This is a genomic window from Selenomonas sp. WCT3 (assembly GCA_900100835.1).
GTDB classification, from domain to species: domain Bacteria; phylum Bacillota; class Negativicutes; order Selenomonadales; family Selenomonadaceae; genus Selenomonas_A; species Selenomonas_A ruminantium_E.
Window position 1 is genome coordinate 13,630 of record FNCM01000002.1, and the last position, 25,900, is coordinate 39,529.

Consider the following 25,900-nt stretch of genomic DNA (forward strand, 5'->3'; position numbering starts at 1 on the left):
GACACGTGTCCTATTCTCTCACAAAATACATATTATTGTCAACATTTACTGAGTCTTAAAGGTCTTTATCCGTAAAGGCAAATGGCAGAATCTCCTCCAGTGTAGCAACTTTCACGTCGCCTTTGAGGTTTGCCATGATAATCTTGTTGATATGGAATTCCCCCATAACCTGACGGCAGGCACCACAGGGAGAGCAGGGGCCCTCCGTATCTGCAATCAGAGCGATGGCCTCAAACTCCTTCTCCCCCTCCGATACGGCTTTGAAAATAGCCGTGCGCTCGGCGCAATTCGTTACCGGGTAGCTAGAGTTTTCAATATTGCAACCACCATATACATTTCCCTTTTTCGTCAGCACTGCTGCGCCGACTTTGAACTTCGAATAGGGGCTGTAAGAAAACTCGCGATATTTCTTAGCCACTTCAATAAGTTCTTTATCCTCCATCGTATAGCCCTCCCCTTGCTTCAATTAATATTTCTCAACTTTGTCTTTTTCCACGCGAGCGTAAACCAGCGGTTCTTTTTCCGGCTGTTTGTCGCCAATGGTGATAGCTTCGCGATACATACGCTCTGCATTCTTGAGGGATTCTTCCTTAGAGGTGTAGAGGGTAACCAGGCTGTCGCCCTTCTTGACCGCATCACCGAATTTCTTGTGCAGGACAAGGCCAGCGGAGAAGTCGATATCGCTCTCTTTCGTCTCACGGCCAGCGCCCAGAACAACTGACGTTTCACCGATTTCCTCAGCATTCATCTTCGTGATGAAACCATCGCGATCAGCGAGGACGTCGAGTTTGAACGGAGCCTGTGCAAACTTCGTATAATCACGGAGTACTGCATCATCGCCGCCCTGTGCCTTGACCATCGTGCAGAAGGTCTCGAAGGCCGAACCATCTTCGATGGATTTTTCTGCCATGGCGCGGCATTCTTCCGGCGTTCCTTTGCCGACGAGATAGAGCATATTCGAAGCCAGCTGCAGGGAAACCTCCGTGAGGTCTTCTGGGCCATGGCCTTTAAGAACATCCATGGATTCCATTACTTCCAGGCTGTTGCCAATACCGAAGCCCAGCGGCGTATCCATATCCGTAATCAGGGCTACCGTACGGCGGCCTGCCCCCTCACCGATGGCAACCATGGTCTGCGCCAGTTTGATGGAATCATCCAGGGTCTTCATGAAGGCACCGCTGCCCGTTTTAACATCCAGCAGGATGCAGTCGCTGCCAGCTGCCAGCTTTTTACTCATGATGGAGGATGCAATCAGCGGAATGCTGTCGACTGTAGCCGTTACATCGCGCAGGGCATAGAGCTTTTTATCTGCCGGAGCCAGGTTGCCGGACTGACCGATAACGCTGACGCCACACTTGTTGACCGTATCGAAGAACTCCTTGCGGTCTAGAACCGTGCGATATCCCGGGATTGCCTCCAGTTTATCCACCGTGCCGCCCGTATGTCCCAGGCCGCGGCCGGACATCTTGGCCACCTTGCCGCCACAGGCTGCCACAATAGGAGCCACGATGAGCGTCGTTTTGTCGCCGACACCGCCCGTAGAATGCTTATCGACTTTCTTGCCTTCGATAGCCGAAAGGTCAATCATATCGCCGGATTTTGCCATGACTTTCGTCAGTTCCGTAATTTCATGGTCATTCATGCCATTGAACCAGATGGCCATCGTCATAGCCGACATCTGATAATCCGGAATATCACCGTTAACATAACCGGTAATCATGAACTGGATTTCCTCATCCGTCAAAACTTCGCCATGTTTTTTCTTGGTGATAAGGTCGTACATTCTCATTGCTGAATCTCTCCTTTATATATAGGGGAGCCTCACTCCCCCACTTTATTGATACCTTAGTCTTTTACGATACGCGGCAGCAGGCTCTCACCCTTGGTTTTGAGGTCGCAGTCAAACATATCCGAAATCGTTGCGCCAATCATGGCAAAGGTCGGATAAGTTCCGAGGTTGACGCCCTCTTTAATCTGTTTGCCGTAAATCAGCAGCGGCACATACTCGCGGGTATGATCCGTTCCCGGTGCCCCTGGGTCACAGCCATGGTCTGCGGTAATCATCAGCACGTCATCGTCCTTCATCTTGGACATGAACTCGCCCAGCTGACGGTCAAACACCGTTGCTGCTTCCGCATAGCCATCGATATTGCGGCGATGACCATACTGCATATCAAAATCGACGAGATTTACAAAGCAAAGGCCCGTGAAATCCTCATCCATAACTTTCAGCGTCTTTTCCATGCCGTCAACATTGTCTTTGTTGATGCCCAGGCTGCGGCTGATGCTGCGGCCTGCAAAGATATCGGAAATCTTGCCAACGCCGATGGTATCGAGCCCCTTGCGCTGCAACGCATCCATCATCGTATCGCCCGTCGGGTCCAAGGAGAAGTCATGACGACGGGAAGTGCGCGTATAATCCGGATAACTTCCCACATAAGGACGAGCAATGACACGGCCTACACCATGTTCCCCCTGCAACATCTCACGAGCCGTCTTGCAGTATCCATAGAGCTCTTCCACCGGCACATCGGCTTCGTTGGCAGCAATCTGGAAAACGCTGTCCGCCGACGTATAAACAATCAAGCCGCCCGTTGCTTCCTGCTCACGGCCGTAATCATTGATGACCGCCGTACCGGAATAGGGTTTGTTGCAGAGGATTTTTTTGCCGAAAGCCTTCTCGAGTTTTGCAATCAAATCTGCCGGGAAGCCATCCGGATAGGTCGGCAGCGGACGCTCCGATACAATACCAGAAATTTCCCAATGACCAATGGTGGTATCCTTGCCCCGGGAAAGTTCACGCAGGCGGGCGAAACTGCCAATTGGCTTTGCCTCCGGTGTACCGCAATCCACGCCATCAATATTGAAAAGACCTAACTTTTTCATATTCGGCGTGTCATACTTCGGCGAAGCGACAATGGACTTCAACGTATTGCACACATCATCACCGAATTCCGGAGCATCCGGCTCACGGCCAATACCATAGCTGTCCAGCACAATAATAAAGGCGCGTTTGAATTTACTCATAAAAAAGACCTCCCATACCAAAAACAGTTCGTTATGTTTATAATTGTCTGACGATTACTGTTCTTAATCTTATCTTAGGTTATTATTATTGTATCGCTTTCCGGCTTGCAATAAAAGGACACATGTCTCGAAACAATGCCGATTTCATCTTGTTTCTTAAACATGTGTCCGATTTGCCAATTTCTTATTCGCAGGTTCCCTATTATTTTTTCGCAGGAAGTTCTAACCCGTGTTCTTTACGAGCTTGATACTCCCGATCCAAAATTCCCAGTATTACCAGATTTTCATATACCCCGTTGGTAATGATTGTCTCGCGAATCAAGCCTTCCCGCACCATTCCCTCTGACTCATAGAGATGCAAGGCCCGGGCGTTATAATCCTTACAGTCCATCCAGGCACGATGGAATTTCAAATCATCAAAGGACCAGGCTTTTAGCAGCTTCATGGCTTCGTGACCATAACCAACGCCCTTTTTCTCGATGATGACATGGGTCCACTCGATTTCCTTCGCCTCGGTGGTCAGACCATTAATCATCAAATACCCAACGGAATTGCCCGTCTCTCGCTCCTCTACGATGATATCCATAGCCGCTTTCCCTTCACCGATAAGCTTTGTATGAAAATCCCGGTCAAAGGGGACGATAAACTTAAGATTCTCTGGCTCATATTCCAGCTTCATAATATAATCGAGGTCAGATAAATCAGCCTTTCGCAATTGAAGGCGTTCTCCAACGTGCAGAATTTCTGCCATACTATCGCTCCATTCCTATTTTGGTTTTTCTTTTTCCTATTATATAGTATAATAATTGTATTTTCGAGTTCAAGTGATTCAATCACTGTCATATAACAAGGGGGTTTTATCTTGTCCACTATGGAATGGATGTCCTGGATTGACTGGGCTCATCTTTTAGAAATGCTTATCCTGCCGGGCTGCATTCTCACCGTTGCCCTTACCGCCGGCATCACCATTAACCGCATCATTCACCGACGCGTTTCCCGTCACCTCTCCACCGACGAGACCACTTGGCAGTTCATCTTTGTCAATGCCCTTCGCGGCGTGCCGATTTCTCTCTGCCTCGTCGTCGGTCTCTATTGGATTGTCAATACCAGCCACTTGAGTGAACCGCTGGTCAAGATTTTCTCCTACGTTCTGTTCACCGTCATCATCCTATCGATTACCCGGGTCATTGCCCGCACGGTCAACGGCATCATTGACATGCAAATCGAGCGCTCGGAACAGAAGATGCCCAAAACCACCTTGCTCAATGCCATTGTCAACGGCATCATCTACGCCATGGGCTTTCTCGTTATTCTTCAATACTACGGAATTTCCATTGCCCCCATCCTGACTGCCCTGGGTGTTGGTGGTATGGCCGTTGCCCTCTCTTTGCAGGAAACCCTGGCCAACATCTTCTCCGGTCTCCATCTGATTCTTTCCAAGCAGCTGCGCATTGGGGATTACATCCGTCTAAGCACCGGTGAAGAAGGCCGGGTCACCGATATCACCTGGCGCTTCACCACCATCGTACCAGCTGGCGATGCCAACATGGTCGTTGTGCCAAATCAGAAAATCGCTTCTTCGAATATCACCAACTTCAGCATGCCGCGCCGGGACATTGTTATCCGCATCCCCATCGGCGTAGCCTATGACAGCGACCTTGATAAAGTCGAGCGCGTAACCGTCGAGGTTGCCGAAGCCATTCTCGAGCAAGTCGACAAAGACGTAAAGATAAAGCCCGCTGTTCGCTTCCACACCTTTGGCGACTCCAGCATCAACTTCAACGTCATCATGCATTCCAGCCGCTTTGACCATCAGTTCTTGCTCAAACACGAATTCATCAAAGCCTTGACCAAACGCTATCGGGAAGAGGGTATCGAAATCCCCTATCCAATCCGCACGGTTATCCAAGCAGATCAATCACCGCAATGACGAACTGTGGATAACTTTTTTCGTCAAGAAAGTTTATTCATCCTCTCAATTTCGCGGGAATCAGATAAAGCGCGGATTTCATCGATTGCATTGCGATTTAGGCAAGAAATGGCCTGCATAAACTATCAAAATATCGGATAACATGCAGAAACGTCCTGTGGATAAGCCTGTGTGTTATCTGCCGCAAACAACTATATGTAGTATCCCTATTGACTGCTGTACCATATATATAGTATAATTTCCTTGCAAGCGAAAAAACACTGTTTGCGCCAGTATTAATAAATAAGCAGAATTAAAGATAGAAGGACAGGTGGATTACATGTTAGTAAATGGCATTGACGTAACCGTAGAAGGTATCGAAGATATTTCCGAGCAGGAAATCGTGAATTACATCGACTATGTCGAGAATGAAACCAAGGAAAAACTCGACACCCTTCATATTTCTGCTGCGGGTAACGACGATGTCAACATCGACTACGTCCTCCAGCCGCAAAAATTCGAACGCATCCGCCGCATCACCGGCTACTTGGTGGGCACCATCGACCGTTGGAACGATGCCAAACGCGCCGAAGAACATGACCGCGTAAAGCATGGGATGCGACACTAAAAGCAAATTACCAAAAACCTTCCTCACTGAGGAAGGTTTTTCTATGAAAGGAAGTCTTCATCCATGAAACTCAGAATCGCCGGCATTGTTGACGACTCCGTTGTCGACGGCGAAGGCATGCGGCTCACCGTATTCACCCAAGGGTGCCCGCATCACTGTCCCGGCTGCCATAACCCCGACACCCACGATTTTCAAGGAGGACGGGAAACTACTCCCGAAGCCATCATGGCAGAAATCGAAAAGAATCCCCTCCTATCCGGCGTAACCTTCAGTGGCGGAGAACCCTTCATGCAGCCTGCCCCCCTCACCCGACTGGCCAAAGACGTCCATGCCCGAGGCTTAGATGTCTGGAGCTACAGCGGCTACACTCTCGAGGAACTCATCACCCGTCGCAACCCTGCCATCAATGCCCTGCTCGACGAAATCGATGTGCTGGTAGACGGAAAATACCTGGAGGAGCAGCGCGATCTCACCTTGAGTTTCCGCGGCAGCCGCAATCAGCGCATCATCGATATGAAGGCCTGGCGAAAAAACGGGAAAATAAAACTTCTCTATACAGACGAATAACAGGCAAATAAAAAGTCACGGATAAGAAATGGACGATTTCTCCATCCTTATCTGTGACTTTTTTATATGGAAATGTGATACAAGGATTCTTATTTCACGACCAGTACCGGGCACTTCGACTGCTCTACGATATACTGACTGACGCTTCCTAAAAGAACGCCCTTGACAACGCCCAGTCCGCGGCTGCCCATGACGATGAGGTCCATCTCATTGCTGGCGGCAAAGTCGAGAATGACCACAGCCGGCGAGCCGGTTTCCGAGAAGGCTTCCTTTTCCACATCTGACGGTACCATCTGCATGGCGCGGTCCAAAATGACATTTCCCGCTTTGGTTACTGCTTCCAAGATTGCGTCGGACAAGCAGGCATTGATTGCCAACTGGTTGATGTTTGCTACATACAGGAAGTTAAGTTTCGCTTCGCAAGCTTCCGCTAAAGCAATTGCCTGAGCAACCGCACGGTCCGAACCTTCCGATCCATCTACTGGTACAAGGATATTCTTCATCATAATATTTACCCCCTTGATAAAATGCCTTCCGTTATCTGGCCACTGCCACCGAAACATCTGCCCGTTCGACGATTTCCTGACTTACGCTTCCGAGCAAAAGTCCCTTCATAAAACCAAGACCACGGCAGCCGACCACGATAAGTCCTGTCTGCTTTTCCTGCGCAAAACGCAAAATCTCATCAGCGGGAATTCCCGTTCGACGATGATACTCTGCCGTAACGGAAGGCGGAACGTGTTTCCTCGCTCGTTCCAAGGCCTCCTTCTCCATTGCCCCGACAGAGCCGGCTATCGCCTCTGGCAGCCATGACTCCTCTTCTGCATCCGTGTCCTTATCGAAATAAGAAACATGCAGAATATCGAGCACTGCTCCCGTAGTTTCCGCCAAGGAAACGGCGAACTCTACAGCCCGTTCAGCCCCCTCTGACGCATCAACAGGAACAAGGATACGGGTAAGTTTCTTCATCTGGATTCCTCCCCCGTGAGTCTTATACTGTATAGTTCGCTGAATTTCCACAAAATTCCTCTAATTTTTATAAAACTATCGAAATTTTTCTCACCGAAAATCACGTTGACAATAATTGTAAAAAGATGATAAACTTTATTAAACATTTACGGGGTTTTTATCGATATTATGCCATCACCACTGTAAATCATTTCTTAATATTCAATATAACTGTATTTATCAAGGAGGCCTTTTTCATGCCGAAGAAAGAAACTGCAACCCCATCCAATCAGGAAATCGTTGCCGCTACTACTATTTCCGGCGTCTATCAAGCAGCCCGCCAACTCGAAGGTGTTGTCAAGAAAACGCCGCTGATCCCCAGCGATTTTTTCTCGGAATTATCCGGCAATCAGGTATTCCTCAAACCAGAAAACCTTCAGCATACGGGTGCTTTCAAGCTGCGCGGTGCCTATAACAAAATAAGCCAACTGACTGAAGAGGAGCGCGCCAAAGGTGTCATCACAGCCTCTGCCGGCAATCACGCCCAAGGCGTTGCCTATGCCGCCCAAAAACTTGGCGTAAAGGCCGTTATTTGCATGCCAGCCACCACCCCGATCCTAAAAGTAGAAGGAACCAAGGCTCTAGGCGCCGAAGTTGTGTTGCACGGAGACGGGTTCGACGATGCCTATGCCTACAGCCTGGAATTGCAGAAGAAATATGGCTATGTCTACATCCATCCCTTCAATGATTTGCAGGTTCTCCTCGGACAGGGCACGACCGCCCTGGAAATCATCGATGCCTGCAAGGATATCGACGCCATTCTCGTACCAATTGGCGGTGGCGGTTTTGCTTCCGGCGTAGCCTTGGCTACGAAACTCGTCAATCCTGACATTAAGGTCATCGGTGTCGAACCAGAAAATGCAGCCTGCATGAAAACAGCTCTCGCGAACAACAAAATCCTTACCTTGGACAGTGCGGATACCGTCGCTGATGGCTGCGCGGTAAAAACGGCCGGCACACTGACATTTGAATTCTGCAAGAAATATCTCGACGATATCATCACCGTTTCGGAAATGGAAATCATGGGCGCCCTGCTGGCTCTCATCGAAAAACATAAACTCATTGCAGAAGGGGCCGGTGTTCTCTCACTGGCAGCGCTGACAAAGCTTCCCTTCAAAGGAAAGAAAGTCGCCGCTATCGTCAGTGGTGGCAACATTGATATTTCCATGATTTCCGCCTTGATTGAGAAGGCTTTGATTGCCCGCAGCCGTGTATTTTGTTTCGCCGTTCCGCTGCCGGATAAACCGGGACAGCTTCTCAATGTTTCCCGTATCCTGGCTGAGGAAAATGCCAATGTCATCGAACTCAACCACAATCAGGCCAAAGTCACCGACAGCTTCAAAAAAGTGGTTTTGGAGGTCACTGTCGAAACCCATAACGAAGAACATGTCAACCGTATAATCGGAGCCTTGAACAAAAACGGTTACGAAGTCGATCGCCTCTATTAATAGCGTTCTAACGGAATTTGAACCCATTTTTATCCGGGTTCTTTTTCTTTCTCTCTCGCTGTATTGTTATTCATAGTTTTCTAAAAATAGAACCTTTTAGCTTACGCATTGACTTTTTTAGTACCTATTTATATAATGAAGTGTCTTATTTATAATTTTTAATATTTTTTCACGATGATCTGTCATCAAAAGAAAGGAATGAACTCATTTGGTTCTACTCGCACTGTCCCCAATTCTTTGGTTGGTCGTTGCGCTGAGCATCCTTCATATGCCCGGTCACAAGGCCTGCCTCCTGGCCCTCCTCATTTCGATTGTTGTCGGCATGGGGCTCTATGATATGACCGCTGTGCACGCTTTCCAGGCTTTCCTCGAAGGTGTTGCCTTGGCTTGCTGGCCAATCCTTTTGGTCATCATCGCCGCAATCTTTACGTACAATCTTTCCCTTCACACCAAAGGCATGGACGTCATCAAGAAAATGCTCACTTCGGTCAGCCATGACCGCCGCGTGCTGATCCTGCTGATTGGCTGGGGCTTCGGCGGATTTCTCGAAGGTATGGCCGGCTTTGGTACGGCCATCGCAATCCCGGCTGGTATGCTTGCTGGTATCGGCATCAATCCGATCATGGCTGCCTCTGTCTGCCTGATTGCCAATTCCGTACCAACCGCTTATGGCTCCATCGGAATTCCGCTCGTCACCCTTGGCAGCGTTACGGGCAATGATCCAACTACCCTTGCCACCTATACCTGCCTGCAGCTTGCTCCGCTGACGGTTCTCTGCCCAACCCTTATGACCATTGTTGCTGGCGGCGGCAAGCTCAAAGCTCTCAAAGGCATGACGGTCATGTGCATTGCCGCTGCTCTTGGCTTCCTTATTCCGGAGCTGATTGTCGCTCACTTTATGGGTCCGGAACTGGCTGTGGTCGCTGGTGCTATCGGTGCCATGGGCGCCATTGTCGGCTGTGCAAAGCTGTTCCCGGTAAACGACCCGGAATACGCAATGCCATCTCATGAGGATGAAGAGCCGGTTACCGCTGCTGGTGGTCTCAAGGCTTGGCTACCGTTCATCCTGATTTTCGTATTCCTGCTGGCTACATCGAAACTCGTTCCGGCACTTCATGACCCGCTTAACCTCATCAAGACTTCGGTCCTCATCTACGATGGTGAAGGCGGTGCACCGTACACCTTTACCTGGATTGCTACACCGGGTATCCTGATTCTCCTGGCTGCCTTCATCGGCGGCAGTGTTCAGGGCGCTGGCATTGATGAAATGCTCAGCGTTTTCAAGAAAACCGTCATAAACCTTCGTTTCACGATTGTTACGATTATCGCCGTCATCGCTACGGCAAAAGTCATGGGCTATGCTGGCATGACTCATGAAATTGCTGTAACCGCAGTTGCTGCCACAGGTACGGCTTATCCGTGCATTGCAGCTTTCATCGGCTCCATCGGTACTTTTATCACGGGTTCTGCTACCTCCAGCTGCGTGCTGTTTGGTAAACTGCAGACTGACTCCGCCATGGCTATCGGCGCTACACCAGCTGCCCAGGCTTGGATTGCCGCTGCTAATGCCACCGGTGCCTGCGCCGGCAAAATGGTATCCCCCCAGAGCATCGCCATTGCGGTTGCCTCGATTGGTGTTACCGGCGTTGACGGCCAGCTGCTGAAATTCGCCGTCAAGTACTATGTGCCCTTTGTCATCGTCATGGGCATCATCGTCTACTTCGGCCAGAGCTTCGTAGGCTAACCGAACGAAACCATTAAAACATTTTTGCTAACCACTTTAAAAAGCGGCTGTCGATTCCGGCAGTCGCTTTTTGCTTCCCTCGCTAAGTTATATGTCTTCTCTGGTGTTATATGCTATACTAGGGATAAACAGTGCGTAAAGGAGAAAATTATGATTCCGTTGAATAAACTTACGACAGAAGGTCGTAATCCCCATACAGCCCATATCGACGAACTCAGCACCCTGGAAATGGTGACGGCTATCAATCGCGAAGACCAGCAGGTGCCACTGGCAGTGGAACGGGTATTGCCACAAATTGCCCAGGCAATCGACCTCATCACCGAAAAACTCAAAAGGGGCGGCCGCCTCTTTTATATCGGTGCAGGTACCTCCGGCCGTCTCGGCATCCTCGATGCGGTGGAATGCCCGCCAACCTATGGAACATCACCAGAGCTGGTACAGGGACTTATCGCCGGGGGAACGCCAGCCATCTTCAAAGCCCAGGAAGGGGCAGAAGATAATCCAAACCTTGCTTGGGAAGATTTAAAAGCCGCGGGCTTTTCCTCAGGCGATGTACTGGTTGGCATCGCCGCCTCTGGACGCACCCCCTACGTTATCGGCGGCATCGAATACGCCAAAAAGCTGCAGGCGCCAACCATCGCCCTATCCTGCAGTGAAAACTCCCAGATAGCCGACCTTGCCGACCTTGCCATCACCCCTGTCACAGGGCCTGAGGCAGTTACCGGCAGCACCCGCATGAAAGCTGGTACCGCTCAAAAACTGGTACTCAACATGCTGTCCACCGGCACCATGATTAAACTGGGCAAAGTTTACGGAAACCTCATGGTAGATGTAAAGACCTCCAACCTCAAACTCGAGGAGCGAGCCCGCCGCATCGTCATGGAGGCCACCGGCTGCAGCCGCAACGAAGCCATTGCCGCTCTTGAAAAAGCCGAAGGACAGGCAAAACTTGCTATCCTGCTGCAGCTGACGGGCTGTAGCGCCGAAAAAGGACGAGAGCTGCTCACTAAAGCAGCGGGAAAACTTGGCAATGCTTTACAGGAAATGGAGATACGCGCATGAATTATGAAACAATCGCTCGGCAGATTTTCCAAATTACTGGGCCTGCCGCTAACATCAAAACCATAACCCACTGCATGACTCGCCTCCGCCTAGGACTAGAAACAACACCACCAGACGCCGAGCAGCGGTTAAAGAGCATCGAAGGCGTTCTCGGCGTCAATCAGAATGAGGACGAATTGCAAATTATCTTAGGCCCGGGCCGGGTGGATAACGTCACCGACGAATTTTCCAAGCTCGTCCATAAGGACTCTGCCCCTACCAGCCCAGCTGCAGCAGCGAAAAGCAAAGCCAAAATTGGCGATGGCAAAGAACTTCACGCGCAAATCCGCGCCCAAAATGCCACCCCGGTTAAACTGTTCTTCAAGCGAATCGCCAGCATATTTGTGCCGCTGATTCCTGCCTTCATCGCCTGCGGACTCATCAGCGGCCTGTTAAACGTCGTGTCCAAAGCGGACCCCTCGGTATCCGCCACCGCCTGGTTCCAGCTGCTAGCCGTGGCTGGCAATGTCATTTTCTGGGGAATGAATCTCTTCATCGGCTTCAACGCCGCCAAAGAATTTGGTGGCACCCCCATCCTCGGCGGCATTCTCGGTGGACTTATCACCCATCCAGGACTGGCAGGAATCACCCTCAACAACACCCAGCTGGTCCCAGGCCGCGGCGGAGTCATTTCGGTACTGCTCATCGCTGCCCTCGGTTCCCTGGTAGAAAAGCGCTTGCGCCGCCTTATCCCTGAGATGTTCAGCCTGTTTTTAACGCCGCTTTTTACCTTCCTCCTTGCGGGTGCCATTGCTATTCTATTTCTGCAACCCTTAGGCGGTTTTCTGTCCGATCTCATAGGCCAGACGGTAACTACTGCCATAAATGCCGGTGGTGCCATAACCGGCTTTGTTCTTGGCGGGTTATGGCTTCCCCTTGTCATGCTTGGACTCCATCAAGCATTCACCCCGATTCACGTAGACCTGCTCGCCCGTTACGGCGTAACCATACTGCTTCCCATCCTGGCCATGGCCGGAGCGGGACAGGTGGGAGCCAGCTTTGCCGTCTACCTGAAGACCAAGAACAAACACCTAAAACAGACGGTTGCCTCCGCTCTCCCGGTTGGCATCATGGGCATTGGCGAACCCCTTATCTACGGTGTCACCTTTCCCCTGGGCCGGCCATTTATCGGCGCCTGCATTGGCGGTGCCTTTGGCGGGGCTGTTCAAGCCGCCTTCGGCATTGGTTCAGCTACCCTCGGTATTTCCGGCCTACCGTTGGCCGCTGGTACCGACCACATCTCCCTTTACCTTTTGGGCCTGATTACAGCCTATGCAGCGGGATTTGCCGCCACCTGGCTGCTTGGCTTCGACGACCCGTCCGAAGACTAGACCGCATCCTCACCACAATATCAAACGATAAAGAAGGAATATTTCATGAACAATGGTATTTCAATCTACCCAGGGCTGGATAACACCCTGGAGGAAAATCTTGAACTCATCGATAAAGCTGCAGCCTGCGGCTTTCGCCGCATCTTCACCTCCCTACACATCCCTGAGACCAATGTCCAAGCCTTGAAGCGGGAACTGTCGGAACTGCTGCGGGAAGCCCGGCGCCACAATATGGAAGTCATCTCCGATATCTCCCCCACCACCATGGACCTGTTGGGAATCAAAGAATTTTCCCCGTCGGCCTTCCGCATGCTGGGAATTACCACCCTACGGTTAGATTACGGCTTCGGTCTGGAAGATATTGTAAAACTATCCCACAACAAACAGGATATCCGCATTCAACTCAACGCCTCCACGATTACGGGCAAACTCCTCAGCGCGCTGGTAGAAATGCAGGCTAACTTCCGCCAGATTGACGCCCTGCATAATTTCTATCCCCGCCGTGGCACAGGCATCAGCGAGGAATGTCTCGTGCGCAAAACCATGATGCTGCATAAGCTGAAAATCAAGACCGGCGCCTTTGTCCCCAGTCAAGGACGCCGCCGCAGCCCCTTGCAGGACGGCCTCCCCACCATGGAAGACCATCGGGATGAATCAGCCGAACTGGCCGCCCGCCACCTCATCGCTTTGGGCATCGACTCCATCTTTATTTCGGATAGTCTGCCCACCGATGAAGAACTGCATTCCATCGGCTCCCTAAACAACAATCAAGTCACCCTGGGGGCTAAGCTCCTAACCAAGGACCCAGTACAGCGCGAACTGCTTTCCCATACCTTCACGGCCCGGGCCGACGAAGCCCGGGATGCCATCCGCGCCGAAGAAAGCCGCCAAATTCTCAAGGACATGGGCGAGAAAATCCGGCCGGACAATACCATCATACGCCCCATTGGCGCCGTAACTTTAGACAATGTCGATTATCAGCGCTACATGGGCGAACTTCAAATTATCCGCACCCCCCAAGAGGCCGATGCACGAACCAACGTCGCCGCCATGGTCGAGGAAAGCGAAGTCAACATGCTCCAGTACATCACCCCAGGACGAAAGTTTTCATTCCGATTCAAAGAATAAACTGCTATAATATACATAATTGAATGTAATGGGAGGATTTTATGGACGATTATACCGCTAACGATGACCTCTGCGAGGTCTATCATACCCATCCAGACCGGCTCCAAGACTGCGCCATCCACAAACTCGATGACAAAACCAGCCTGGCATTGGCTGATGTCTTTAAGACGCTAGGAGACAAGACTCGCATCAAACTGCTCTCCCTGCTGGCTTCCGAAGAGGAGCTCTGCGTCTGCGATATTGCCGAAGCACTTCAGATGGGACAATCTGCCATCTCGCATCAACTGCGTGTACTTCGTGCTGCCCGTCTCGTGAAATTCCGCAAAGTCGGCAAAGAGGCTTTTTATTCCCTGGACGATGACCACGTCTTAAAACTCATGCGTCAGGGACTTGACCACGTTCGCGAGGCTTAACGGAAAAGGAAACCGATAGAAAGGACGAGGACTATGAAACGACCACAGCTGCTCCGAACCGGCCTTATCACCTGCCTGTCGCTTGTCATGCTGACCGGCACGGTACTGGCATCCCCAACACTTCGCTCTGGTTCCACCGGACATGATGTGCTGCTGTTACAGAAAAAACTCAAAAATGTCGGCTACACCATCCACTCGGTAGATGGTGTCTACGGCGATGAGACGGAACGAGCTGTGGCCGAATTTCAGCGTGACCAAAAAATCCGCATCACCGGAATCGTCAACAACGCCACTTGGCGGGCACTGCAAAAAGCCAAGCAGCGTACCTGGGGCAGCAATGTTCCTAAACCACAGCCCCTTCCAGTTCCTCAAACCGGTGGCGGCCAGCTAGCACCGGATAATCAGCCCATACTTGCCCCTGGCAAAGTAAATGCCATCATCCGCACGGCAAAATCCTACCTAGGCGTCCCCTACAAATTTGGCGGAGACACCCCGAAGGCCTTTGACTGCTCTGGCTATCTGCAATACGTCTTTGCCCAGAACGGAATCACGATTCCCCGCACCGCCGATGAGCAATACAAACTCGGGCGACGGACCACCAGCAGCCGCCAGCTGGTTCCAGGTGACTTAGTTTTCTTTACCACCTATGAACCCGGAGCCTCCCACTGCGGCATCTATCTGGGTAACGGACAATTCATCCACGCCAGCTCCAGCAAAGGCGTCCGCATCGATGAATTGTCCAACAGCTATTGGTCCCCGCGTTACTACGGCGGAAAACACATTGTAAAATGACGAATACGCAAAGAGCCTCCGACACTAGGTCGGAGGCTCTTTCTAATCCTTACGCACTTATCTGCAGCAAAATATCCTGCAGGTTTAATGCCACCAGTTGTTCTTCGGGGGAGTCTTCCCGCTCGGTCATCAACAACAGCTGCTGAACTACCAAATAATTCCGGAACATCTCAACGGTAATATCCTGTTTCGCCATGATATGACGGCGCATTTTGCGCTTAGAACGCTGCAGGGCATTGTCAACGCTCTTGATGGAACCGCTGATTTCATCGGCAATTTCCTGATAAGACATCCCGCGCACATAGGACAGGAAAATGCGGTAATCAAAAGGCGTCAACTCCTTCGTCACCACTGCCTGGCAGAATTCATAATCTTCCTTCATCACCAAGCAGAACTCAGGATTCGCCTCTAACTCATCACTGACCAGAATATCCAGCAGCGTGTAATTCTCACTCTCTTCTGCAATGGAATAGTCCAGGGAATAAGCCGTATTGAGGGGCTGATTTTTGAGACGCTGCAAAGCCTTTACAGCCGTGATAAACTGACAGCGCACACAATGCTGGGCAAAGACACCAAAGGGTATCTTCTTCTCCGGATTGTAATCCCGCATTGCTTTAAAAAAGCCTATCTGCCCTTCCTGAAACAAATCTTCCTGAGCAATATTGCGCAGACAGTTCCAGCGCGTCTGACCACCAATCATCGGAGCATAGCGCTTCAACATCATTTGAACCAGCCGATCATCCCCATTCAGCTGATACAACGCTACGACCTCTTCATCGGTCATCTTTTTCCAGATATCCATCGACAAGACTCTATTCAACTCCTATCTTCTTCTATCCCATTTCCTTTCTTACCTTACTCTAATCTATATTAACATGACATTAACCGTGTATACAATATGACTTTTTTCCCTATTTTTCCTTATTCCGAGCTCCCTGCTCCCACGCATGAACAGTGCCATCAACCTTTATCCCGCAGCCCCTCCCAAATCGTCAAAAAAGTCCGCCTTATTATATATAGGACTTACATCCTACAATATTGTTTTGCACCACTTCTTTTCTATTGCATTTTGCTATTACTTCCAATTATTTTCCTTTCCTATTCTTGTTGTCCTTTACAAAAAAAATGCCCGTCGGTTCTTGGCCAACGGACATTTTCGTTATTCACAGGCTTTTCACCACCTGCGATTTATTCATTTTCTGCTATCCGCAACCGCCTGGAAAGCAACTGCCGCAGCTGCAATGGTGCGGTCAATGTCTTCATCACTGTGCGCCCCACTCATAAAGAGGGTTTCAAACTGGGAGGGAGCCAAATAAATTCCCTGCTCCAACATGGCTTTGAACCAGACTTTAAAAGCCTCCTGGTCCGATGCGCAGGAATCTTCATAATCGAAAACATCGTGATCATTGAAGAAGATACCAAACATCGAACCTGCCTGATGGGCCTGAATCGTAACGCCGGCTTCCTTGGCCTTTTCCTGCCACCCCAGCAACAGCTTCTTAGTCTTGAGGGTGAGCTCACGGCTGTAATCGGCCTTGCCCTCTTCCGGCTCCGCTGTAATGATTTTCAAGGTTTCAAGACCGGCTGTCATAGCCAGCGGATTGCCCGAGAGCGTTCCCGCCTGATAGACCGGACCTGCCGGCGATACCTTCTGCATGATGTCACGGCGTCCGCCATAAGCCGCCACCGGCAAGCCGCCGCCGATAATCTTGCCCAAGCAGGTAAGGTCCGGCGTAATGCCATAAGCTGCCTGAGCACCGCCCAAAGAAGCCCGGAAACCGCACATGACCTCATCAAAAATCAACAGTGCCCCATGCTTTTCCGTAAGATTACGCAGCGTGCGCAGATACCCCTGCTTCGGCGGCACGCAGCCCATGTTGCCAGCTACCGGCTCTACAATGACAGCTGCCACCTCATCACCAATCTCCTCCATGACTTTCGTGATAGCTTCCGCATCATTATAGGGCACCGAAATCGTATCCTGTGCCGTTCCCTTCGTAACCCCCGGCGAACTCGGCACACCAAAGGTTGCCATGCCCGAACCGGCATTTACCAGCAAACTGTCACTATGACCGTGATAACAACCGATGAATTTGACAATCTTTTCCCGGCCCGTATAGCCCCGCGCCAAGCGCAGGGCACTCATCGTCGCCTCAGTACCGGAATTTACCATGCGGATGACCTCAATGGATGGGTAGACCTGCATGACGAGCTTGGCCAGCTCCGATTCGATACAGGTGGGGGCACCATAACTCGTGCCACGGGTTGCCGCTTCCTGCAGCGCCTTGACCACCTGGGGATGAGCATGACCTACCACCATTGGCCCCCAGGAGCCTACATAATCGATGTACGCATTGCCATCGATATCGTATATCTTGTCGCCTTCAGCCCGGGCAATGAAGGGCGGGTTGCAGTCAACACTAGCATAGGAACGAACCGGACTATTGACCCCGCCCGGCATCAAAGATTTCGCCTCCGCAAAGGCGGCAGCGGATTTTTCAAGATTCAGCATAAATTACTCCTCTTCTTTAAGCCATTTGGCAGCATCAATAGCATGATAGGTAATGATGATATCTGCCCCTGCGCGTTTCATTCCCATAAGCGTTTCGAGCACAATGCGCTTTTCATCAATCCAGCCATTGGCAGCGGCAGCCTTGACCATAGCATACTCACCACTGACATTGTAGACCGCTACCGGATGATGGATATGGTCGCGAACCTGACGAACTACATCAAGATAAGCCAACGCCGGTTTAACCATAATGATATCTGCCCCCTCGGCAATGTCCAGATCAACTTCCTTAATGGCTTCATGGGCATTAGCCGGATCCATCTGATACTGACGGCGGTCTCCAAAACTCGGTGCACTATCGGCTGCATCGCGGAAAGGACCATAGTAGCCCGAAGCGTATTTTACCGCATAACTCATAATCGAGACATTGATGTAGCCGGCCTCATCCAGGGCTTCACGAATAGCCGCTACCCGTCCATCCATCATATCCGACGGCGCTACGATATCCGCACCAGCCTTAGCCTGGGAAACAGCCACTTTCTGCAACAGTTTCAGCGTCTTATCGTTGTCCACATAATGGTCTTCCAAATGGCCGCAATGACCATGTGACGTGTACTGGCAAAGGCAAACATCCCCCACCACCATCATTTCCGGAACGGCTTCTTTGATGGCCTTAATAGCACGCTGTACCGGACTATTCATATCCCAGGCGCTCGAACCATCCTCATCCTTGTACTCCGGCAGGCCAAAGACCTCAACGGAAGGGATGCCCAGCTGCCAGCATTCCTGGGCAACTTTTACGGCATTATCCACCGAAAGATGATAGCAGTTCGGCATGCTGGGGATTTCTTCTTTGACATTTTCCCCTGGAACGACAAAAATCGGATAAACAAAATCCTTTGCCGAAAGATTCGTCTCCCTTACCATGGCGCGCATAGCCGGTGAAATACGCATGCGACGCGGACGGAGTTTCTGAGTATACATAAAATCCATCTCCTATGAATCAAATATTCGCTTTAATTGCCTCAACCAAGCCATCAATCGTATATTCTTCGGCGACAATATCCGGCTCAATGCCGTTATTCTTCGCCGTATCTGCCGTAACAGGGCCGATGACAGCAGTTTTGCTATGAGCCAAGGCAGCAGCCGAACCGATAATCTTGATGAGATTCGTCACCGTGGAAGAACTTGTAAAGGTCACCAGGTCAATTTCCCCAGCTGCTAGTTTTGCCTTTAGGGCTTCCGCATCAACTTCTGCTGCCACCGTCCGGTAGGCCGGTGCTACATCCACCACAGCACCCTGCTCACGCAGCTTCTCTGGCAGGATTTCTCTTGCCTCCTGCGCCCGCGGAATCAAAATCTTCGCATGGGGCGGAAATTTCCCCTTGAGCGCTTCCAAAACGCCCTCAGCCCGAAATTCCTTCGGTACCACATCCGCCACGAGGCCATATTCCTTGAGTTTAGCTGCCGTGGCACTGCCGATGGCCGCTAATTGGGCATAGCCCAAAGCCCGAGCATCTTTACCAGCCTTCATAAGGCGGTCAAAAAAGCGGTCAACGCCATTGGCACTAGTAAAGATAAGCCACTGATAGTCTTGGAGTTTTCCAATGGCTGCGTCAAGGACTTCGTAATGGTCCGCCGGTTCTTCGATGCGGATAGCTGGCGTCTCGATGACCTTAGCTCCTAGCTGTTCCAAACGGGCCGTGAGTTTAGATGCCTGGCTGCGCGCCCGGGTGACCAGCACAGTCTTGCCAAACAGCGGATGAGTCTGGGGCTCATCGAACCACTGAAGTTTTTCACGCAGATTGACGACATCACCAACAATAAAGATTGCTGGCGGCTTGAGGTTGGCCTTGGCCACATCCTCTGCAGCCGTGCCCACCGTTGTCATGAGCACCCGCTGCTCAGGCTTCGTGCCCCAGCGAATAACAGCTGCCGGCGTATCGGCTGGACGGCCGTTTTCGATGAGTTTTTTCGTGATATGGGGCAAATTGGCCACCCCCATCAGGAATACCAGCGTATCTACGCCGGTGGAAAGATGCTCCCAACGCATGTTGCTCTTACCCTTGGTGGGGTCTTCATGTCCTGTAACCACCGCAAAGGAAGTTGCCACCGCACGATGTGTAACCGGAATGCCCGCATAAGCTGGTACTGAAATCGCCGACGTAATGCCCGGCACAATCTCAAAGGGCAGACCGTTTTCCTGCAGCAGCAGCCCTTCCTCGCCACCGCGGCCAAAAACAAAGGGGTCGCCGCCCTTGAGGCGCACCACGCATTTCCCTTCTTTGGCTTTATCCACCAGCAGCTGGTTAATGTCCTCCTGCTTCATGGTATGATTACTAGATGCCTTACCCACATAGATGTATTCTGCATCATCCGGAGCCCATTGGAGAATCCGATCATCAGCCAGGCGGTCGTAAACCACGACCTCTGCCATTTTCAGGCAATCCACTGCCTTGAGGCTTATCAGCCGGTAATCTCCCGGACCTGCACCTACCAAATATACCATTCCTGCCATATTTATCTCTCCCTTAACCATTTAAATCTCTTTTAGCGGTCCATGAGCAGACCAATTTCCTGCATGATTTGCAGCCCACCCATTGCCAACAATTTATCCGCCAGTTCCCGGCCTATTTTTTCGCAATCCTCAGCAGTTCCCGTAAGCTTATCCCGATAGAGTTTTGAACCATCCACAGAGGCGATTACGGCTTCCACCTGAAGTTTCCCCTCCCCTGCCGGAGTCGCATAAACGCCCACAGGAACCTGACAGCCGCCTTCAACCTGTGCCAAGAAGGAACGCTCTGCCATTGCACACTGCACCGTCTCCTCATCATTGAGGAAGGCAATCAGCTCGCGAACCTCTTTATCAGCGGCTCTGGTCTCGATGGCCAGTGCCCCTTGGCCCACCGCCGGAAGCACCATGCTCTTCGGCAGCACATCGGTAATGCGTTCCCCAAAACCTAAACGCTTGAGTCCTGCCACTGCCAAGATTATTGCATCGAAATTTTCCTCTTCCAGCTTGCGAAGCCGCGTGTTGACATTTCCCCGCAGGTCACAGATATTGAGATCAGGGCGCACATGCAAAAGTTGTGCCTTGCGGCGCAGGCTGGATGTGCCCACCTTTGCTCCTGGTGGCAGCTCCGAAAACTTCTTGTACGTAGGGCTTACCACGGCATCACCGGGATCAAAGCGCTTGGTGATGGCAGAAATCACCAGTCCTGCCGGAACTTCCGTCGGCATGTCCTTTAGGCTGTGCACCGCCAGGTCAATGCCCCCTTCCAGCATATCTGTCTCCAATTCCTTCGTAAAAAGGCCCTTGCCGCCGATTTTAGCCAGCGGTGCGTCGAGAATCTTGTCCCCTTTAGTGGTCATGAGCTTGAGCTTTACCGTAAGCCCTGGATATTCTTCCTCCAGACGGCCTTTCACGTACTCAGCCTGCCAAAGTGCCAGCTTACTGCTGCGCGTACCGATAATGATGGTGTCTTTCTTCACGGGTAGCTGTCTCTCCTATCGTATCGAGTTTAAATAACGAGCGCATTGCGTCGATATAGAATTCTTCTTGTGGGGTCCCAGCCGATGCGTTCAATTTCATCATCGGCATGCGCAAAATCTTTCGCACAATCATGCGGGTCATATGCTCAATCTGGCGCTTCTCTTCCTTGGTAAGGTCAGGAAGCTTTGAGCTGGCTCGCTTGATTTCCCGCTGCCGAATTCGTTCGCAGCGCTCGGATAGCAAGGCCATAAGCGGCCGAAAGGACAGGTATTGGAATTTATCTTCAATCGATAACACTTCCTCCTCCACGATTTTCTGGGCCTGAACCGCTTCTTCCCGCCGTTCCTGTACATGCTCATCAACGACTTCTTCCAGCGCATCGATGTTGTAAAGGCTGACGTTCTTGATTTCCCCTACCTCAGGGTCCACATCACGGGGCACGGCAATATCGATGAGGAACAGCTGGCGGCCTTTGCGCTTGGTCATGAGCTGGCGTGTCTCCCAGGGCTTAATGACATAATGGGGTGCCCCGGTAGAGGTCACGATGACGTCCACGTCCACCGCCTTTTTCATCGCTTCGTCAAAGGGAATCGCTTCGCCGTTAAACCGGTCTGCTAACTGCTCAGCTCGTTCCAAATGACGGTTGGTCACGTAGATTTTCTTGACTCCCCGAGAAACCAGATGCTGCGCCGTAAGTTCTGCCATCTTGCCCGCACCGAAGATAAGAGCGTTGGAGGAGGTCAATTCCCCCAGCACCTCACGAGCCAATTCCACCGCCGCGTAGCTTATCGAAACCGAATTATACTGAATGCGGGTTTCCGTCCGCACTCGCTTGCCACAGGCAATGGCCCGGTGGAAAAGGGTGTTGAGAATGGTACTAGTCGTACCAGCTTCACGTCCTAAGGCATAAGCGGCCTTTACCTGCGACAGGATTTGACCTTCTCCCAGCACCAGGGAATCAAGACTTGACGCCACCTTGAAAAGATGCCGGATACATTCCTCATTCTCATAATGATAGAGATACTCGTCGATATTCTCCTCATTCCCCGTAAGGTCGAAGAGAAACTGCCGCAGCGTCGGCAAGTCTTCTCGAATGTCGTCCACCACCGCATACATCTCACTGCGGTTGCAGGTCGATAAGACCACCGCCTCCGAAAGGCCCTCGTAGTCATTGAGATTGGCCAACCCATCACGTATTGCTTGTTTCGGTATCGCGAACCGCTCCCGCACATCAACAGGAGCAGTTTTATGATTCAGCCCCAGCATCAATAATTCCATTGCGTATCTCTTCCTCCGCCCGGTCCAGCTGACCGGCTCTCACTAAATCTATCACACACTGATTCAGAGCCTTGCGCCAACGGCGCTGATGCTCCGCACTACCTCCCGGCAGCTGTTTTATTTCTTCCCGTAAAGCCCTGAGCCGCGGTAAAAACTCCGCAAAGCTCTGGGGATATTCCCGTTCCAGCCGTTTCCGCAACAGCCGTGAAAACGCCGGACTGTCACCACCAGTCGCCACCGTCAGCAGCAAATCGCCTCGAACGACCCGGGAGGGAACTTGAAAGTCCGTCACCTCCGGCTGCGCCGCCGCATTGACTAACGCTCTGAGCTGTTTGGCTTCCCGCGCTGCCTCCCGGTTGGCTGTTTCCGAATCCGCTGCACAAAATACCAGCAATGGCTGATACGGTGCCAGCATGCCATACGCATAAGCGCCAGCCTGCCAGCGCAATTGGTGTTCCCCCACCATTTGCTGCAGCCCTTCGGTGACAGCCGGTGCAATAACCGTTACATCAGCCCCGGCGGCGATAAGGCCCTTTACCTTCCGCTCTGCCACCTGGCCGCCGCCTATCACCACACACGCTTTGCCGGACAGGTCCAGATTCAATGGATAAAGCATTTGCTCCCCTGCTTTCCTGAACGAATATCATTTACGAATTAGATTCATTTTTCAAACTGCTTCTACTATTATACCGCTGATTGGAAGATTTTTCTATACGCAAAATCCTTCATCATAAAAGGCCGCTGACTCGTTTTGGAGTCCGCGGCCTTTCTTGCATACAGAACGGTTCGATCACAGTCCCAATCCTGCGTATTATCCTCAGTCCAGCGATATGATTTTGTTCTTTAAAACGTAAACCAATGCCTGAGTACGATCATTGACCTTGAGTTTATGGAAAATGCTGGTCAAGTGATTCTTGACTGTCTTTTCACTAAGCCCCAAGGCCTTGCCAATATCCTGATTGGAAAAACCTTTGGCAATGCACTCTAATACATCCATCTCACGGGCAGTCAACCGTTCGCCACGGCTCTCATCCAGCATTTCCCGGGCCTTTGTTTCCACATCATCCGAAATCGACAGGCTGCCAAAGAGCCGCTCTGCCAGCTTAGGATAGACAAAGGCGTTGCCCTCATTTACCACATGGATAGCCTTGACCAGTACCGCCGGTTCCACATCCTTCAACAAGTACCCCAGCGCGCCATTCTTCAACAATTCCAATACGTAGTTATCGCTATCGTGAATCGTCAAGGCGACAATTTTGGTTGGACATTCTGCCTGCTTAAGCTGACGAGCAACTTCCAAGCCACTGAGCCCTGGCATGTTGAGGTCTAACAGCAGTACATCCGGTTGAAGCATCAGCGTACGAGCCAAGGTCTCCTGGCCGTCCTCTGCTTCACCGATGACCTCAAGATCATCTTCAAAGTTCAGCACACGCTTGATCCCCTGCCGCAGCAAGGCATGGTCGTCTGCAATCAAAATCTTAATCGCCATATCTGTTCTCCTTTTCTAGTCGCATTGGCCTGTATCTATCGTACTGCCGGAATCCTTAAGTACACGGGCCGTCAGGAAAATCATGATTTCCGACTCCGTATGATTCCTCTTGTAATTGCGAAAAAAGCTCCCCAAAATAGGAACATCCCCAATAAACGGCACTTTGCTCATGGAACGGGATTCATCGCTGCCAATCAATCCACCGATTACCATAGTCTCCCCATCCCTAAGGCGAACCGTAGTATCGGCGCTTCGTTTTTGAAAGCGATACGCCTTGATATCATTGACATACATAGGCGAGCTAACCTCCGTATGAACCTCTGCCGTTATCTTTCCTCCGGTATTAACCCGCGGAATACACCGCAAAATAATACCAGTCTGTCGATACGTCATCGTAGTTATTGTCGACGATTCCGTGACAGACTGTGTCGGCACTGGAACCTCTCCACCGATATTAATTACAGCTTCGTGCCCCTGTAACGTAGTAATATTCGGCTTTGCCAACATTTTGGCCTTGCCATCCGCAATCATAGCATTGAGCTTTGCACTAAAATAAAATTCATAAGGTCTCCCCTCGGGGCCATGCCCGAAACGGATTATCCCCGGAATCTGTTCACTGCCATTGAACCGGCGGCGGATTTCCGTATCCGTATAATCCCCGCCCCGTCCGTTTTTGTATCGCGTCTTGTGGTAATCCGGATACTGTGGCAGTGTTGACCATTGCCACTCCACACCCAAATCCTTTGATGCACTGCGCGAAAGTGCAATTACTTTTGCTTCTAATGATACCTGTTCTGCCGGAACGTCCAATTTACGCAAAACAGCCTCAGCTTCCTGAGCCTCCCACGCCGTTCCATAAAAAATAACCGAGCCGGATGTCTCATCCACGAGAGCCCTATTTGCCGTCCGCCCAGCAGTCTTTTTGGCATTTGCCTCATTCTTCGTATCATTATAATTCTTATTCAACACAGAATCAAATTTTCCTTCATTTAAGAGCGATAAATTTACCGCCTTGGCCAAGTCATGGGGATTGGCGTATTTCACTTTATACGCATGAATATGGGATAAACTCCTGTTCCTGCTACCAACGGTCACAATATAATCATCGCCGTCTTGAAAGAGAATAAGCCCCTTCGCTGACGCCACCAGCTGCATCACCCGGTCTGGTTCTTCCGTCATATCGAGGGTTACCGTCCCCTTGACCTCATCATCTAATACCAGATTGAAATGCCCCATTTTAGCCGCCGATAAAAGCACCGACCGCACATCACCATTGACCACCTGCACCCGCATAGGAGAAGCTGTCAGCCGCCCCATCAGCAGCAAGAAAAAAATCACGAAGGCTCCAACAACGATAGTCTTCCCTTTCTGCCATTTATTCATCGCTCATCCTCATTTCTCATAGTAATAGGACCGAAGATATAGACATTTATCCTGCCAATCCCTGCGCAGGATAACCAATCCCTCACCTATTTGAACCAGCAGCCAATCCTGAAAGGTTTCTCCCGCCGACAGGACAGCTGTCTGCCCGCCAATGCGCAGCAGAGCCACCTTGCCATCATCTCCCTGCATAATCCCGCAAAGTTCTGGGTCCGCAGGGCGAGCTTCGTCCATCGGCTCTAGCGACGGTTCTTGAGGCTTTGGCTTTTCCGGCAGCTTTGTCAGCGGCATTGTTGTTCTTGCCGCTGACGGTTCCGGTGACAGCTTCGCTTCTTTTGATACTGCTTGTGCCTGGCAGTCCTCCCCCGCTCGTTCATGAACGGCCGTAAAAGGATTACGGATATCCTCCTCTGCCACCTGAATATCCGCCCCCCGTATTCCTCGCCGCCCCAACACCTCTGGTGCTTCCTTGGGCTCTGGTGATTCTGTGGACACACTCTCCCCATCTTTGCCGGCGTACAATACACTTACACCGCAAAACAATATCGTAACAAACAGAGCTGCCAGTTTCTTGCTGTTATATTGTGCATCCATAAACGACTCTCCTCCTGTTTGTCTCTTTATAAGAAGCTTTTCGATATTATTATATTCG

The 25,900-nt window shown here is 51.0% G+C and carries 26 protein-coding genes; 10 read left to right on the forward strand and 16 right to left on the reverse strand.

Annotation, left to right across the window (positions count from 1 at the left end; all coding sequences use genetic code 11):
• Positions 1-55 precede the first annotated feature (55 nt).
• The 4 genes from BLQ36_RS01715 to BLQ36_RS01730 all read right to left on the reverse strand — a co-directional run bounded on the left by BLQ36_RS01715 (position 56) and on the right by BLQ36_RS01730 (position 3,778).
• Positions 56-442, reverse strand: a complete 387-nt coding sequence (locus BLQ36_RS01715) for a cytidine deaminase (protein ID WP_074513693.1) — start codon at positions 440-442, stop codon at positions 56-58.
• 24 nt (positions 443-466) lie between these two features.
• Positions 467-1,789: a pyrimidine-nucleoside phosphorylase gene (locus BLQ36_RS01720; protein WP_074513694.1), complete on the reverse strand. Its 1,323-nt coding sequence runs from the start codon at positions 1,787-1,789 to the stop codon at positions 467-469.
• 56 nt (positions 1,790-1,845) lie between these two features.
• Entirely contained in the window at positions 1,846-3,027 is a 1,182-nt protein-coding gene (locus BLQ36_RS01725; RefSeq protein WP_074513695.1) for a phosphopentomutase, read from the reverse strand.
• Positions 3,028-3,229: 202 nt separating this feature from the next.
• Positions 3,230-3,778: a GNAT family N-acetyltransferase gene (locus tag BLQ36_RS01730; RefSeq protein ID WP_074513696.1), complete on the reverse strand. Its 549-nt coding sequence runs from the start codon at positions 3,776-3,778 to the stop codon at positions 3,230-3,232.
• A 120-nt stretch (positions 3,779-3,898) separates the two neighbouring features.
• Here BLQ36_RS01730 and BLQ36_RS01735 point away from each other — a divergent pair, with 120 nt between their 5' ends.
• The 3 genes from BLQ36_RS01735 (at position 3,899) to nrdG (ending at position 6,131) form a co-directional block, all read left to right on the forward strand.
• The gene (locus tag BLQ36_RS01735) at positions 3,899-4,957 is read left to right on the forward strand and encodes a mechanosensitive ion channel family protein (protein ID WP_074513943.1); all 1,059 of its coding nucleotides are present in this window, start codon (positions 3,899-3,901) and stop codon (positions 4,955-4,957) included.
• 319 nt (positions 4,958-5,276) lie between these two features.
• Positions 5,277-5,564 carry an anaerobic ribonucleoside-triphosphate reductase gene (gene nrdD / locus BLQ36_RS01740; RefSeq protein WP_074513697.1) on the forward strand — a complete coding sequence of 96 codons (288 nt, stop codon included), beginning with the start codon at positions 5,277-5,279 and terminating at the stop codon, positions 5,562-5,564.
• Positions 5,565-5,627: 63 nt separating this feature from the next.
• Positions 5,628-6,131, forward strand: coding sequence for an anaerobic ribonucleoside-triphosphate reductase activating protein (gene nrdG / locus BLQ36_RS01745; RefSeq protein ID WP_074513698.1), 504 nt, complete (start codon positions 5,628-5,630; stop codon positions 6,129-6,131).
• An 89-nt stretch (positions 6,132-6,220) separates the two neighbouring features.
• Here nrdG and BLQ36_RS01750 read toward each other — a convergent pair whose 3' ends face one another.
• Together BLQ36_RS01750 and BLQ36_RS01755 are read right to left on the reverse strand one after the other, a co-directional pair.
• On the reverse strand, positions 6,221-6,637 hold the full coding sequence (locus BLQ36_RS01750) for a universal stress protein (protein WP_074513699.1): 417 nt from the start codon (positions 6,635-6,637) through the stop codon (positions 6,221-6,223).
• Positions 6,638-6,668: 31 nt separating this feature from the next.
• Positions 6,669-7,100, reverse strand: coding sequence for a universal stress protein (locus BLQ36_RS01755; RefSeq protein WP_074513700.1), 432 nt, complete (start codon positions 7,098-7,100; stop codon positions 6,669-6,671).
• Between the two features lie 236 nt (positions 7,101-7,336).
• On the opposite strand from BLQ36_RS01755, the gene ilvA reads away from it, so the two are divergent.
• The 7 genes from ilvA to BLQ36_RS01790 all read left to right on the forward strand — a co-directional run bounded on the left by ilvA (position 7,337) and on the right by BLQ36_RS01790 (position 15,096).
• Entirely contained in the window at positions 7,337-8,587 is a 1,251-nt protein-coding gene (gene ilvA / locus BLQ36_RS01760; RefSeq protein ID WP_074513701.1) for a threonine ammonia-lyase, read from the forward strand.
• A 208-nt stretch (positions 8,588-8,795) separates the two neighbouring features.
• Positions 8,796-10,331, forward strand: a complete 1,536-nt coding sequence (locus tag BLQ36_RS01765; RefSeq protein ID WP_074513702.1) for an L-lactate permease — start codon at positions 8,796-8,798, stop codon at positions 10,329-10,331.
• 150 nt (positions 10,332-10,481) lie between these two features.
• Positions 10,482-11,393, forward strand: a complete 912-nt coding sequence (gene murQ / locus BLQ36_RS01770) for an N-acetylmuramic acid 6-phosphate etherase (protein WP_074513703.1) — start codon at positions 10,482-10,484, stop codon at positions 11,391-11,393.
• Positions 11,390-12,763, forward strand: a complete 1,374-nt coding sequence (locus tag BLQ36_RS01775; RefSeq protein ID WP_074513704.1) for a PTS transporter subunit EIIC — start codon at positions 11,390-11,392, stop codon at positions 12,761-12,763. The genes murQ and BLQ36_RS01775 overlap by 4 nt, the downstream gene beginning before the upstream one ends.
• Before the next feature lie 45 nt (positions 12,764-12,808).
• Positions 12,809-13,891: a DUF871 domain-containing protein gene (locus tag BLQ36_RS01780; protein WP_074513705.1), complete on the forward strand. Its 1,083-nt coding sequence runs from the start codon at positions 12,809-12,811 to the stop codon at positions 13,889-13,891.
• A gap of 41 nt (positions 13,892-13,932) precedes the next feature.
• On the forward strand, positions 13,933-14,304 hold the full coding sequence (locus BLQ36_RS01785; protein WP_081342183.1) for an ArsR/SmtB family transcription factor: 372 nt from the start codon (positions 13,933-13,935) through the stop codon (positions 14,302-14,304).
• A gap of 33 nt (positions 14,305-14,337) precedes the next feature.
• A complete protein-coding gene (locus tag BLQ36_RS01790; protein ID WP_074513706.1) occupies positions 14,338-15,096 on the forward strand; it encodes a C40 family peptidase in 759 nt (252 codons plus the stop codon).
• Positions 15,097-15,145: 49 nt separating this feature from the next.
• Here BLQ36_RS01790 and BLQ36_RS01795 read toward each other — a convergent pair whose 3' ends face one another.
• The 10 genes from BLQ36_RS01795 to BLQ36_RS01840 form a co-directional block, all read right to left on the reverse strand.
• Positions 15,146-15,898 carry a sigma-70 family RNA polymerase sigma factor gene (locus tag BLQ36_RS01795; protein ID WP_143558653.1) on the reverse strand — a complete coding sequence of 251 codons (753 nt, stop codon included), beginning with the start codon at positions 15,896-15,898 and terminating at the stop codon, positions 15,146-15,148.
• Between the two features lie 390 nt (positions 15,899-16,288).
• Positions 16,289-17,608: a glutamate-1-semialdehyde 2,1-aminomutase gene (hemL, locus tag BLQ36_RS01800; protein ID WP_074513708.1), complete on the reverse strand. Its 1,320-nt coding sequence runs from the start codon at positions 17,606-17,608 to the stop codon at positions 16,289-16,291.
• A gap of 3 nt (positions 17,609-17,611) precedes the next feature.
• Positions 17,612-18,592, reverse strand: coding sequence for a porphobilinogen synthase (gene hemB, locus BLQ36_RS01805; RefSeq protein WP_074513709.1), 981 nt, complete (start codon positions 18,590-18,592; stop codon positions 17,612-17,614).
• A gap of 19 nt (positions 18,593-18,611) precedes the next feature.
• Positions 18,612-20,126, reverse strand: a complete 1,515-nt coding sequence (gene cobA / locus BLQ36_RS01810) for a uroporphyrinogen-III C-methyltransferase (RefSeq protein ID WP_074513710.1) — start codon at positions 20,124-20,126, stop codon at positions 18,612-18,614.
• Positions 20,127-20,158: 32 nt separating this feature from the next.
• Complete coding sequence (gene hemC / locus BLQ36_RS01815; RefSeq protein WP_074513711.1) at positions 20,159-21,100, reverse strand: hydroxymethylbilane synthase; 942 nt, start codon at positions 21,098-21,100, stop codon at positions 20,159-20,161.
• Positions 21,060-22,379: a glutamyl-tRNA reductase gene (hemA, locus tag BLQ36_RS01820; protein WP_074513712.1), complete on the reverse strand. Its 1,320-nt coding sequence runs from the start codon at positions 22,377-22,379 to the stop codon at positions 21,060-21,062. The genes hemC and hemA overlap by 41 nt, the downstream gene beginning before the upstream one ends.
• Positions 22,348-22,995, reverse strand: a complete 648-nt coding sequence (locus BLQ36_RS01825; RefSeq protein WP_074513713.1) for a precorrin-2 dehydrogenase/sirohydrochlorin ferrochelatase family protein — start codon at positions 22,993-22,995, stop codon at positions 22,348-22,350. Before BLQ36_RS01825 ends, hemA begins: the two co-directional genes overlap by 32 nt.
• Positions 22,996-23,196: 201 nt before the next feature.
• A complete protein-coding gene (locus tag BLQ36_RS01830; RefSeq protein WP_033169982.1) occupies positions 23,197-23,868 on the reverse strand; it encodes a response regulator in 672 nt (223 codons plus the stop codon).
• Positions 23,869-23,883: 15 nt separating this feature from the next.
• Positions 23,884-25,251 carry a type II secretion system protein GspD gene (locus BLQ36_RS01835; protein ID WP_074513714.1) on the reverse strand — a complete coding sequence of 456 codons (1,368 nt, stop codon included), beginning with the start codon at positions 25,249-25,251 and terminating at the stop codon, positions 23,884-23,886.
• A gap of 9 nt (positions 25,252-25,260) precedes the next feature.
• Entirely contained in the window at positions 25,261-25,842 is a 582-nt protein-coding gene (locus BLQ36_RS01840) for a hypothetical protein (protein ID WP_074513715.1), read from the reverse strand.
• Positions 25,843-25,900 lie beyond the last annotated feature (58 nt).